This is a genomic window from Kineosporia sp. NBRC 101731, assembly GCF_030269305.1.
Taxonomy (GTDB): Bacteria; Actinomycetota; Actinomycetes; order Actinomycetales; family Kineosporiaceae; genus Kineosporia.
This window is the reverse complement of the sequence record NZ_BSTC01000005.1, coordinates 364515-375987: the sequence shown is the minus strand read 5'-3', so window position 1 is coordinate 375987 and position 11473 is coordinate 364515. Positions and strand designations below refer to the sequence as shown.

At 70.4% G+C, this 11473-nt stretch carries 12 protein-coding genes; 3 read left to right on the top strand and 9 right to left on the bottom strand.

Annotated features, from left to right (window positions below; all coding sequences use genetic code 11):
• The first annotated feature begins 108 nt into the window (after window positions 1-108).
• Together QSK05_RS17185 and QSK05_RS17180 are read left to right on the top strand one after the other, a co-directional pair.
• The gene (locus QSK05_RS17185) at window positions 109-1026 is read left to right on the top strand and encodes a hypothetical protein (protein ID WP_285598239.1); all 918 of its coding nucleotides are present in this window, start codon (window positions 109-111) and stop codon (window positions 1024-1026) included.
• Between the two features lie 51 nt (window positions 1027-1077).
• Window positions 1078-2127 carry an FUSC family protein gene (locus QSK05_RS17180; RefSeq protein WP_285598238.1) on the top strand — a complete coding sequence of 350 codons (1050 nt, stop codon included), beginning with the start codon at window positions 1078-1080 and terminating at the stop codon, window positions 2125-2127.
• Window positions 2128-2216: 89 nt separating this feature from the next.
• On the opposite strand, the gene QSK05_RS17175 is transcribed toward QSK05_RS17180, so the two are convergent.
• Window positions 2217-3176: a sulfotransferase family protein gene (locus QSK05_RS17175; RefSeq protein WP_285598237.1), complete on the bottom strand. Its 960-nt coding sequence runs from the start codon at window positions 3174-3176 to the stop codon at window positions 2217-2219.
• Window positions 3177-3383: 207 nt separating this feature from the next.
• Here QSK05_RS17175 and QSK05_RS17170 point away from each other — a divergent pair, with 207 nt between their 5' ends.
• A complete protein-coding gene (locus QSK05_RS17170) occupies window positions 3384-4124 on the top strand; it encodes a winged helix-turn-helix domain-containing protein (protein ID WP_285598236.1) in 741 nt (246 codons plus the stop codon).
• Window positions 4125-4153: 29 nt separating this feature from the next.
• On the opposite strand, the gene QSK05_RS17165 is transcribed toward QSK05_RS17170, so the two are convergent.
• The 8 genes from QSK05_RS17165 to recG all read right to left on the bottom strand — a co-directional run bounded on the left by QSK05_RS17165 (window position 4154) and on the right by recG (window position 11459).
• On the bottom strand, window positions 4154-5137 hold the full coding sequence (locus QSK05_RS17165) for an Fpg/Nei family DNA glycosylase (protein ID WP_285598235.1): 984 nt from the start codon (window positions 5135-5137) through the stop codon (window positions 4154-4156).
• Window positions 5138-5140: 3 nt separating this feature from the next.
• On the bottom strand, window positions 5141-5920 hold the full coding sequence (gene rnc, locus QSK05_RS17160; RefSeq protein ID WP_285598234.1) for a ribonuclease III: 780 nt from the start codon (window positions 5918-5920) through the stop codon (window positions 5141-5143).
• A gap of 71 nt (window positions 5921-5991) precedes the next feature.
• On the bottom strand, window positions 5992-6195 hold the full coding sequence (rpmF, locus tag QSK05_RS17155; protein WP_231445300.1) for a 50S ribosomal protein L32: 204 nt from the start codon (window positions 6193-6195) through the stop codon (window positions 5992-5994).
• Window positions 6196-6199: 4 nt separating this feature from the next.
• Window positions 6200-6730: a YceD family protein gene (locus tag QSK05_RS17150; RefSeq protein WP_352301665.1), complete on the bottom strand. Its 531-nt coding sequence runs from the start codon at window positions 6728-6730 to the stop codon at window positions 6200-6202.
• 177 nt (window positions 6731-6907) lie between these two features.
• Window positions 6908-7744 carry an ATP synthase subunit B family protein gene (locus QSK05_RS17145; RefSeq protein ID WP_285598232.1) on the bottom strand — a complete coding sequence of 279 codons (837 nt, stop codon included), beginning with the start codon at window positions 7742-7744 and terminating at the stop codon, window positions 6908-6910.
• A gap of 118 nt (window positions 7745-7862) precedes the next feature.
• Complete coding sequence (gene coaD / locus QSK05_RS17140) at window positions 7863-8390, bottom strand: pantetheine-phosphate adenylyltransferase (RefSeq protein ID WP_352301561.1); 528 nt, start codon at window positions 8388-8390, stop codon at window positions 7863-7865.
• Window positions 8391-8623: 233 nt separating this feature from the next.
• Entirely contained in the window at window positions 8624-9202 is a 579-nt protein-coding gene (rsmD, locus tag QSK05_RS17135; RefSeq protein ID WP_285598230.1) for a 16S rRNA (guanine(966)-N(2))-methyltransferase RsmD, read from the bottom strand.
• Window positions 9203-9209: 7 nt separating this feature from the next.
• On the bottom strand, window positions 9210-11459 hold the full coding sequence (gene recG / locus QSK05_RS17130; RefSeq protein WP_285598229.1) for an ATP-dependent DNA helicase RecG: 2250 nt from the start codon (window positions 11457-11459) through the stop codon (window positions 9210-9212).
• Window positions 11460-11473: the final 14 nt, after the last annotated feature.

Genomic DNA, 11473 nt, shown 5'->3' with positions numbered 1-11473 from the left:
ACCCGTCCCGCGGGTCGTCGGATACTCCCCCGCGGTGCTGGCACACTGGGCGCCCCACTGGAAGGCCGCCCCACGACGAGGGCGAACCGCCTGGAGGAAGAGCCCCCTATGACGATGGCCCCCACATCCGAGGCACTGTCCGGCATCACCGTGCCGGACCACTCCGCGTCGCAGGTCTGTGTCGACGCCCCGGGTTCCGGCCCGGGTTTCTGGACGGGTGCCCCCAGCGTCTGTTTCCAGGACGGTGTGTTCTGGCTGGCCTACCGGGTCCGCCGGCCACTCGACGCGGGTCGCGGGGTGGCGGTCACGCTCGCCCGCAGCGACGACGGCGTGCACTTCGAGACCGTGGCCTCCGTGGGCCGGGACATCTTCGGGGCGGCCTCGCTGGAGCGCCCCGCGCTGCTACCCACCGGTGACGGTGGCTGGCGGCTCTACCTGAGCTGCTCGACGCCGAACTCCAAGCACTGGTGGATCGAGGCGCTGGACGCTGACAAGGTCGCCGACCTCCCCACCGGGCGACGCACGATGATCCTGCCGGGCGACGACTCGTGGGGTCTCAAGGACCCGGTCGTGCACCGCGACGCGAACGGCTGGCGGATGTGGGTGTGCTGCCACCCCCTGGACGACCCGGACGCCACCGACCGGATGAGCTCCCGCCTGGCCACCAGTGACGACGGGCTGGTCTGGAACCTCGGGCCGGTGGCGATCGAAGGACGCGCGGGGCACTGGGACGCCCGCGGCGCCCGGGTCACCGCGGTGGTCGGGCAGGGTGAAGGTCTCGTCGCCTACTACGACGGCCGCGCCACCTCCGAGGAGAACTGGTTCGAGCGCACCGGGGTGGCCCGGGGTCCGGCCTCGGGGGCGTCGTTCACCGCCGTCGGGGAGCAGCCGATCGCCCGTTCCCCGCACGGCGACCAGGCCCTGCGCTACCTCGACGTGGTGGACCTGCCGGACGGCACGCGGCGGCTGTACTACGAGGCCGCTGCGCCCGACGGCTCGCACGATCTGCGCACCCAGCTCGCCTGATCCCTTTTGTCACCCCGTGCAGAATTGGCGGCCCGGGGAGACAATGACCGGGTGCCGACCGAGCTCTCCACCCCGCGCGCCCTGGTCCGTAGCTGGGGACTGACCGAGCTCCGGCCCCATGAGCACGCCCACTGGGCCGCGCTGCGCGCCGTGCTCTCGGTCGGGGCGCCGATCGCCGTGGTCCTGGCCCTGGGCCGTTCCGATCTCACCCTGTTCGCCAGCTTCGGCGCGTTCAACAGCCTGTACGGCCGGCACTCGATGTACTCCTCGCGCCTGCGGATGCAGACCGAGACCGGCGCGTTCATGGTCGGCGTGGTCACGCTCGGCGTGGTGGTCGCGGCGATCGGGGGCACCTGGCTGGCGATCACCGCCACGGCCGCGGTCAGCGTCACCACCTACCTGGTCTCCCGCTGGGCCCAGTGGGCCCCGCCCGGTGCGCTGTTCGCCGTCTTCGCCGTCGGCGCCTGTTCGTCCCATCCCCAGGAGTGGGGCATGGTGCCGATCGCCCTGGCCGTGAGCGCCTGCGCCGCGCTCTGGTCGGTGCTCGTGGGCCAGTCCGGATGGCTCTTCCCGGCCGGTCGCCACCGCGAGAAGCGACCCGGCAAGGTACGTCTGGGCCGGGCGGAACTGTTCGGCGCGCAGGGCGTGCGGGGCGACCTGCTGGCCTACGCGGCCGGCCCGGCGATCGCGGGCACCGTCGCGGCGGCGATCGGTGGCGCCCATCCGTACTGGGCCATGGTGTCGGCGGTGGCCCCGCTCACCGGCCCCAGCAGCACCCATCGCGTCGCCCGGGCCCTGCACCGGGTCTGGGGCACAGCCGCCGGTGTACTGCTGAGCCTGGCGATCCTCGTGTTCGACCCGAACGTCGTCACCACGCTCGTGATCGCCCTGCTCGCCCAGGCCTGGGCGGAGCTCTTCGTGATGCGCAACTACGGCCTGGCCGTGGTCGGCATCACCCCTCTGGCCCTGCTCATGCAGCATCTGGCCGTGACGAGCGACCCCCTGGCCACCAGCACCGACCGCCTGGTCGAGACCGCCCTGGGGGCGGCGATCGGCGTGGCCCTGATCGTGGCGACCAGCCGCCCCCGACCCCCGGCGTGAGCATGCCCACCAACCCGTGCGTGAGCACGCCGCTCAACCCCTTTCCGGCTTGAGGACGCGGGTCACCACGGCTTGCGCACGTGGTGGTTTCAGCTCTCCCCCGCCGTCGGTGCGAACTGGCCGCGTGAGGTCGTGCCCATCCAGTCACCGAACGACTGCCCGGCCAGCTCGTTGAGCAGCGCGTTGTCCTCGCGGTAGGCCTCGACCAGACGCATGCGCACCTCCTGCTCGAGCACCGGGCGCCGGGCCCCGCCCTGCTGCAGCAGGCCCAGCAACGGTTCGCTCGCCCGTCTCCAGACCTGCGGCGGCGCGTAGGCGCCCGCGGCCGCACCGGCTCGCACGACCCGCGAGAGCACCGCGGTGCGGCGGCCGGGCTCGACGTACGGCCGGGAGTTCTCCCGGGCCGGCTGCTCCACCCGCCCGGGGTCGACCCCGAGGAAGGCGGAAACCTTGTCCAGCGCCAGATCCGGGGCCTCGACCAGGTCGCGGTAGCGCAGCACGTGCACCTGCTCCCGGCCGAACAGATCGATCAGGTCGCGCAGCTGCTCGCCGTAGAGCCCGAGCCGCCGGTAGTGCCAGAACGGGGCCCAGCCGGCCTCCACCCGGGCGTCTTCCGCGGCCCAGGCATCGGCGAAGTCACCGATCGGTTCCAGCCCGTCCGACCACAGGTGCATCCAGTTCGAGTACGCCCGGTCGATCGGGTCCCGCAGCACCACCAGCATTTTCGCGTGCGGAACATCGGCGTGGATGCGGCGCTGGGCGGTGCGGTCGTAGAGGTAGAAGGGTGTGCTCTCGCCCTTGAGCGTGCCCGGCGGGGCGACGTCGAACAGCGCCTCGTACTCACCGCGGCGCCACACCCATTCCTGCGCACTGTGGGCATCGCCTGGCCCTCGCTGCCCGGATCGCGGCGGCGGGCGACCGTCACACAGGTAGAACTTCGGCTCCTTCACCGCAGACAGGTACAGCTGCGGATGCTGTGCCAGCGCGGCGTGCAGAGCGGTGGTCCCCGCCTTGGGGGCACCGAGCAGGAAGAAGTCGGGCAAGGCCATCGGTGCCTCCGGGATCAGCGTGGGGAGAAATTCTAGACCAATCCGATAGAGTTACTTGTAGTGCGGCCGAACGAGTGCTTCACTCGATCTCATGGGTAGTTGTTTTTCGTAGCTGATCCGGGCATATGGCGCCCTGTCACGACGGCAGCCGTCGTGGCTCTCACGCAGTGGGCTGTTCTTGCTGATCTACGCGACCGGAGCTTTTCAATGTTGACCTCACCCGGACCAGATGCCAACCGAGGCGACCATGCGCAGTCCGGCCTGGTCGTCCGCCTCAGCGTGCCCGGCGCGGCGGCCGAAGGTCGCCGCGGCACGCGTGAGGTGGGCGCGGAGGATCAGAATCAGCGCTCCCCGCAGCGCCCGGGGCCCGATCTGCGCGGAATCGCCCGCGCCGTGGAAGATCTGGTGCACGCCGTCGCACCCGACGTGGTGACCAGCGTGGAGATCGAGCTGCGCGAGCCGGTGCGTACCGGCCGGGGCGCGCCGGTGACCACGAACGGCTCCGCACTGAACGGCACTGCGCTGAACGGCGCCCGACGCTGGGCCGCCCCCGCGTCCGACGACACCGACGGGCTCTCCCCCGCCGTCCACCGCACGCCGGCGTTGGCACCGGTGCCGGCGGGCACCTCGTCCTCAAGCACCTCGTCCTCGGGCACCGAACCCCGCGAGCCGGGAGAACCGTTCGACGTCGACACCACACGCCGCACGCTCGAGCTCGACGGTTCACCGGTCGAGCTGACCCGCCGCGAGTTCGACCTGCTGGCGTTCCTGGAACGTCACCGAGGCCAGGCCCTGGGCCGCGACGAGCTGATGCGCGCCGTCTGGCACACCGGTTACATCTCGGGCGACCGCACCATCGACGTGCACGTGCGCCGTCTGCGGGTGAAGCTGGGCGCTCACGCCGACCGCCTGGTGACGCTGCGGGGCTACGGCTACCGCCTGGATTAGCTCTGGATCAGCTCTGGATCAGCTCTGGACTAGAAGCGGCCGCTGCGAGGTTTCGGCTGACACTTCGGGCAGAAGAACGACGACCGGTTCATGAAGGTCTCGCGCCGCATCTGACTGCCGCAGCGGTGACAGGCCTCGCCCTCACGCCCGTACGCGTCCAGACCCCGCTCGAAATAACCACTCTGACCGTTCACATCGACGTAGAGACTGTCGAAGCTGGTGCCGCCCTGGGCCAGGGCCTCGCGCATCACGTCCTGCGCGGCGGCCAGAACCCGGTTCAGGGTGGGCCGGTTCAGCGTCTCGGTGGCCCGGGCGTAGTGCAGCTTGGCCCGCCACAGCGCCTCGTCGGCATAGATGTTGCCGATGCCCGAGATCAGCGTCTGGTCGAGAAGGGCACGTTTCAGGCCGGTCTCGCGGCGGCGCAGGCGGGCGGCGAGCAGGTCGACATCGAGCCGGGGATCCAGCGCATCGCGGGCGATATGCGCCACGGGCACCGGGATCAGGGCCTCGCCGGCCGCATACTCGCCCTCTACCGGACCCTCTCCCACGGGTTCCCCGGGCAACCCGAGCGGCACCGCGGCGTCCTGCGCGGGAACACCGCCCAGACCACCGGGCCCACCGTCGGGAGTCTTCACCAGGTCGACCACGGCCAGGCCGCCGAACATCCGCTGGTCCACGAACCGCAACTCGCGACCGGTGCCGCCCCGCAGTCCGAGCCGCACCCGTAGGTGCTTCTCGTCGGGGGCGTCGGGCGCCTCGAGCAGCAACTGGCCGCTCATCCCGAGGTGGGCGAGCAGGGCTTCACCGGAGTCCAGGCTCAGCCAGAGGAACTTGCCCCGCCGCACCACGTCGAGCACGGTGACGCCGTTCAGCCGGGAGACGAAGTCGTCGATCCCGGCCTCGTGACGGCGCACCGGGCGCGGGTGCAGCACCTCGACCTCGTCGATCGTGGTGCCGATGACCCAGCGGGCCAGACCGCGCCGTACCACCTCGACCTCGGGCAGTTCCGGCACGGTTCAGCCTCCGGCGGGCGGGTTCTCGGCCGTCTCTTCGGCAGCCTTGGCGGCACGGTCGGCGGTCAGCCGGCCGAACGCGGCCGCGGCAGCCTCCTGCTCGGCCTCTTTCTTGCTCCGGCCGCTTCCTTCGCCCCGCGGTGTGTTCTGCACCAGGGCCGCGGCGTGGAAGAGCTTCGCGTGGTCGGGGCCTTCCTCGGTGACCGCGTACTCCGGCACCCCGAGACCCTCCGTGGCGGTGAGCTCCTGAAGACTGGTCTTCCAGTCGAGACCGGCGCCCAGTTCCGCGCTCGTCTCGAGCAGCGGGTCGACCAGACGATGCACCAGCTCGGTGGCGATCTCCGTACCGGACTCCAGGTAGACGGCACCGATCAGTGCCTCGACGGTGTCCGCGAGGATCGACGACTTGTCGCGACCACCGCTCGCCTCTTCACCCCGGCCGAGCATCAGGTACTCGCCGAGACCGAGGCGACGGCCGACGCCGGCCAGCGCGCGCATGTTCACCACAGCGGCACGCAGCTTGGCCAGCTGCCCCTCGGGCAGCGTGGGATGACTGCGGTAGAGCGCCGAGGTGACGACCAGACCCAGGACGGAATCGCCCAGGAACTCGAGCCGCTCGTTCGTCGGCAGACCACCGTTCTCGTACGCGTACGAGCGATGGGTCAGTGCTTTGAAGAGCAGCCCGTGACTGACCTGGACACCGAGGACCTCGACAAGCTTGTCGTGCTTGGCGAGCGCCTCGGCATCCAGGACCGCGGGTGATGCGTCAGACAGGTCAGTCACAGCTTCGGTTTCCTGACCCGAGAGGGAGACGGATCTCCCGTCCGACGCATGCCCGGCAGTCATGCTCAGACTCAGAGGTCCTTGACCTTGCGACCCTTGTACTCGAGGTACAGCGGGGTGCCGGCGGAGTCGGTGACGACCTGCGCCTGGTGCGGCCGGGAGTAGGTGGTGGTGCCACCCGACGTCGTGGCGGTGAGCGCCGTCGGCGTCGCCTTCCACTGCGCCCGGCGAGACCGCGTGTTGCTGCGGGACATCTTCCGCTTCGGAACGGCCACGCCTTCAGCTCTCCTTCGGTTCGTCCGCAACGCCCACTGTGGGCGATCCGGAATCTTTCGATGACACCCCGTCGGTCAGGATGCCCTGAAGTGCCGCCCACCGGGGGTCGGCCACCTCGTGACTGTGGTCCGGGTCGTCTGCGAGCCGCACTCCGCATTCGGAGCACAGACCCGGGCAGTCTTCCCGGCAGACCGGCTGGAACGGCAGTTCGGAAACCACCGCGTCGCGCAGGGCGGGCTCGAGGTTGATCAAGTCGTCCTCGACTTCCTGCCGGTCGTCGTCCTGGTCTTCGGCGACCCGGTTCTCCGGGTAGCTGAACAGCTCGGCGATCTGGACGTTCAGACCCAGCCGGACCTCTTCCAGGCAGCGGATGCACTCACCCACCGCCTCGGCCGAGACCGTGCCGCTGACCAGCACGCCCTCCATCACCGCTTCGAGCCGGAGATCCAGCTCGACATTGGTGCCCTCGGGGATGCCGATCACCTCGGTGCCCAGCTCGGCCGGGGCCGGGACTGTCCGCTGCACCTTCCGCATGGTGCCCGGGCGCCGGCCGAGTTCCCGGGTGTCGAGAACGTAGGGCGATCGGGCGTTCAGACGAATGGTGTTCTCCTTACACGAAACAGTTCCGGTCCGGAGCGGGCTGGCCGCCACCAGGGGCGGGTCACACGCAGGGATCGGACTGACACACTAAGACCAGCTGGCAAGGTTACTTCAGGTCGCCCTGTCAACCAAACCGGAGCGATCTGCAGCTCGCTCGACCGCGGTCAGATCTATCACGCGTCTCTCCGGCCCGGCTCCCACGCCCACCGGAACCAGCTCGGGCTCCTGCGGGGGCGACGTCAGGCCGGCACCCGACGGCTCGGGGTTCCCGGGCACCGCGTCGATCCCGGTGACCTCGCCGTCCAGCCCGGACGCAACCCCGGACGCAACGCCGGACGCAATCCCGGGCGCACCCTCCCGTTCCTGGTCGTAGGCGTCTTCGGTATCGACCTGGTGGTCGTAGGCCTGCGCCCGCGCCCGCGTCCTTTCCTCCTGGGCACCCTGCTCCCGCCGGCGCTCCACGGCCGCCTCGTGCTCGGCCTGCACGTCCCGACCCTCGGGATCGGCGTCGTCCGCCAGCGGATCGAGATAGTCCAGCTCACTGCGGTCGCGCAGACGGTCACGACCGCGCCGCACCTGTCCCATCGTGCGCTGCAGGTCGGCCTCCAGGGCCGCGAGCCGGTTGTCCGTGTACATGTCGCACTCACGCAGCAGCCGCGCCGCCTCGTCCCGGGCGGCGTCGAGAATCTGTTCCGATCGCGCCCGGGCACTCGCGACCAGCGCGCTCTCCATGATCATCTGCTCGGCGTCGGCCTGGGCCTGCGCCAGCAGCTCCTCGGCCTCGGTCTCGGCGCGCGAGATGACCTCCTGGTGCGCCACCAGTAATTCGGCCGCCTGGTCCAGTTCGACCGGCAGCTCGGCCCGGGCACGTTCCACCAGGGCCAGCATCTCGGCGCGGTTCACCATGCAGGACGCCGAGAGCGGCACCGACGACGCACGCTCAACCATCGCGCCCATTGCATCCAAGGTTCGGCGAAGACTCACCGGGGACCTCCCTCCACGCTTCGGTCCGATGCGAGGGGAAGTGGAAAACAACCCAGAGTAACTTATTCGTTACGGAGAGCTCTTAACCGGCCGCATCGGGCTGACCGTTTTCAGTCTGACCAACCCGTCCGACTCGTTCCAGGAGGCGCGCCAGGACATGGTCCGGGACAAGTCCGGACACGTCACCACCATGCGCCGCAACCTCTTTGATCAAACTACTCGAAACGTGCTCGAACCGGGGCTCTCCTGGCAAAAAGACGGTCTCGACACCACTCAGGTGGCGGTTCATCAGGGCCATCGGGAGTTCGTAGGCGAAATCCGTTCCGCCCCGCAGTCCCTTCACCACGGCCACGGCCCCCACCCGGCGGCAGAAATCGACCAGCAGGCCACCCTCCACCGTCGCGACCGTCACACTCGGCACATCGGCCAGGCTCCGCTCGATCAGCTCCACCCGCTCGGACAGCCGGAACATCGACTTCTTGGCCGGGTTGCCCGCCACCGCCACGACCACCTCGTCGAACAGCAACGCCGCCCGCCGGATCACATCGAGGTGACCGTTGGTCACCGGGTCGAAACTGCCGGGGCACACGCAACGACGGGTCACGGGCACGACGCTACCCGGGGGGCGGCGCACCACGGGTGGGGCGTAGATCACTGATGGAGGACGTTGTTGTCACCTACCGCTCCCCGCCCCCGCTCGCGGTCAGCCCCGGGGAAAGTTCGCATGATCACGAGCGGCGCAGGAGTGGCGGACGTTCGTGGCCTCCGCGCTAGGGCGTGTTTTGGAAGTCGCTGCCGTAGCGAGGAGGTGCCCGGAGTAGGCATGGACTTTCAAAACACGCCCTAGACGGCCGCCGGCGGGTCCGGGTCCCAGACCGCCTGCCACACCGAGGTGTCGCCGTAGCGGCGGTGGGCCTCCCGGTGCAGGCCCTCGGGCCAGCGGGGCTCGGGTGAGCGCCGGCTGCGCTCCACCACGACCGTGGCCTCCTGCGCCAGCCAGCCGTTCGTGGCCAGCGAGGTCAGGAGGGCTTCCAGCTCGTCCTCGGTCAGGGGGTAGGGCGGGTCGGCGAAGACCAGGCCGACGGGGGCGGCCGGACGACCGTCCAGGAACTTCTGTACCGGCGACATGACCACCGAGGCGCCGGGCAGCTTCAGGGTGGACACGTTCTGCCGGGCGGCGTCGACCGCCGGGCGGCCCGAGTCGACCAGGATCACCTCGCTGGCGCCCCGGCTCATCGCCTCCAGCCCGAGGGCCCCGGAGCCGCAGAACAGGTCGAGTACCCGCAGGCCCTCGATCAGGCCCCGCGCGTCCAGCGAACCGAACAGTGCCTCGCGCGTGCGGTCGCTGGTGGGACGGGTGGCATCGCCCCTGGGCACCACCAGCGTACGTCCGCCGGCGCTACCGGCGATGATGCGTGTCACGGAGTTCTCAACCTCTGTCCAGGAAGGCCGCGCGGTCGGAACCGACCCACGGACGCAACGCGTCGACCAGGTGCGGGTACGCGCGCAGCCGCACATCCTCGTCCAAAAGCTCGGTGGCCACCTCGCGCGCCTGGACGATCACCTTCTCGTCGCGCAGCACGCGCAGCAGCTTCAGCGACGAGCTGAGGCCGGACTGCCGGGCACCGAGCACATCGCCCTCGCGACGGGTCTCCAGGTCGACACGGGCCAGCTCGAAACCGTCGCGGGTGCTCTCCACCGCGCGCAGCCGGTCGAGCGAAGGGCCCTGACCGGCCTCGGTCAGCAGCAGGCAGATGCCCGCCGCCTTGCCCCGGCCCACGCGCCCCCGCAGCTGGTGCAGCTGGGAGACCCCGAACCGGTCGGCGTCGGTGATCACCATCGCGGTGGCGTTCGGCACGTCCACGCCGACCTCGATCACCGTGGTGGCCACCAGCACGTGCACCTCGTTGGCGGCGAAGCGGCGCATCACCTCCTCCCGCTCGTCGGCGGGCATCCGGCCGTGCAGCAGCTCGATGACCAGGCCCTTCAGCTCGGGCTGCTCGCGCAGCGTGGCCAGCACGTCGATCGCGGCGGCGGCCGGGCGCTTGTCCTCGCTGAGCTTCTGGTCGAACTTCGCCGCCTCGGCGTCGGTGACCAGGTGCAGCTGGCCCTCGTCGATCAGGTCTTCCAGGTCGTGCAGGTCTTGCGTCGGCTCGTCGGAACCGATGCGGGCACAGACCACGTAGGCCTGGTGCCCGGCCCGGCACTCCTCCGCCACCCGCTGCCAGGTGCGGCTCATCCAGCGCGGGTCGCGGGCCGGCACCACGTGGGTGACGATCTCGCTGCGACCGGCCGGGAGCTGGTCGAGCACCGAGGTCTCCAGGTCGCCGAACACCGTCATCGCGACCGTGCGCGGGATCGGCGTGGCGGTCATGACCAGCAGGTGAGGGGTGTTCTCGCCCTTCTGCCGGAGCGCGTCGCGCTGCTCCACCCCGAACCGGTGCTGCTCGTCCACCACCACCAGGCCGAGGTCGGCGAACTGGACCGTGTCCTGGATCAGGGCGTGCGTGCCGATCACGATGCCCGCGTCGCCCGAGGCCGCCTCCAGCAGCGCCTTGCGCCGGGTGGCGGTGTTCATCGAGCCGGTCAGCAGCGTGACCTTCGTGCCCCGTTCGTCGCCGCCGAGCATGCCGCCCGCGGCCAGGTCGCCGAGCATCGCCGAGATCGAGCGGTGGTGCTGCGTGGCCAGCACCTCGGTGGGGGCCAGCAGCGCGGCCTGCCCGCCGGAGTCGACCACCCGGGCCATCGCCCGCAGCGCCACCAGGGTCTTGCCCGAGCCCACCTCCCCCTGGAGCAGCCGGTGCATCGGGTGTTCCTGCGCCAGGTCGGCCGCGATCTCCTCGCCGACCTGGGTCTGGCCCTCGGTGAGGCGGAACGGGAGCCGCTCGTCGAGGGCGTCGAGGAAACCACCGGGGACGTACGGACGCGGGGTGGCCTGCTGCTGCCGGTCGGTCGCCTTCCGCCAGACCAGCAGCGTCTGCAGGATGAAGGCCTCCTCGAACTTCAGCCGCCGCTGAGCCGCCGCCAGCTGGGCGCGGTCGCCGGGCCGGTGGATCTGCCGCAGCGCCGAGCTCAGGTCGATCAGGCCGAGCTTCATCCGGATCTTCGCCGGCACCGGGTCGGGCAGGTCGGGCGGCAGGGTGTCGAGCACCGGGCGGATCGAGTTCCGGATCAGGTTGGAACCGGCCTTGCCGGTGGCCGGGTAGATCGGCAGCGGCATGTTCAGCCGCTCCTGCAGTTTCTCCTCGCTCGCGCCGTCCTCGTCGTCGTCGAGCAGCTCGTACATCGGCTGGGCCAGCTGCTTGCGGTTGTTGTAGCGCGAGACCTTGCCGCTGAACAGCGCCCGCCGCCCGACGGTCAGCTCTTTCTGCGGCTTGTGCACGTTGTTGAAGAACGTCAGGTCGAGCGAGGCGTGGCCGTCGGTGACCTCGACGTTCATGATCCGGCTGCGGCGGGTCTTCATCTCCCGCACGCTGACCTTGCGCACCTCGGCGACCAGGCTGATCGGCTCGTCCTCGGGCAGCGAGTCCATCGGGGTGAGCTCACCCAGCTCCATGTAGCGGCGCGGGTAGTGCCGCAGCAGGTCGCCCACCGTGTCCAGGCCCAGCTCACGCTTCAGCATGTTCGCCGTGCGGCTGCCGAGGACCTTGGTCAGGGGTTCCCGGAGACGTTCCGGCATCGATTCCGTCGGCC

Excerpts from the sequence above, each read along its gene's own strand:
- QSK05_RS17185 (WP_285598239.1), top strand. The coding sequence starts at position 109 with ATGACGATGGCCCCCACATCCGAGGCACTGTCCGGCATCACCGTGCCG.
- QSK05_RS17175 (WP_285598237.1), bottom strand. The coding sequence starts at position 3,176 with ATGGCCTTGCCCGACTTCTTCCTGCTCGGTGCCCCCAAGGCGGGGACC.
- QSK05_RS17170 (WP_285598236.1), top strand. The coding sequence starts at position 3,384 with ATGTTGACCTCACCCGGACCAGATGCCAACCGAGGCGACCATGCGCAG.
- QSK05_RS17150 (WP_352301665.1), bottom strand. The coding sequence starts at position 6,730 with ATGCGGAAGGTGCAGCGGACAGTCCCGGCCCCGGCCGAGCTGGGCACC.
- QSK05_RS17145 (WP_285598232.1), bottom strand. The coding sequence starts at position 7,744 with ATGGTTGAGCGTGCGTCGTCGGTGCCGCTCTCGGCGTCCTGCATGGTG.
- recG (WP_285598229.1), bottom strand. The coding sequence starts at position 11,459 with ATGCCGGAACGTCTCCGGGAACCCCTGACCAAGGTCCTCGGCAGCCGC.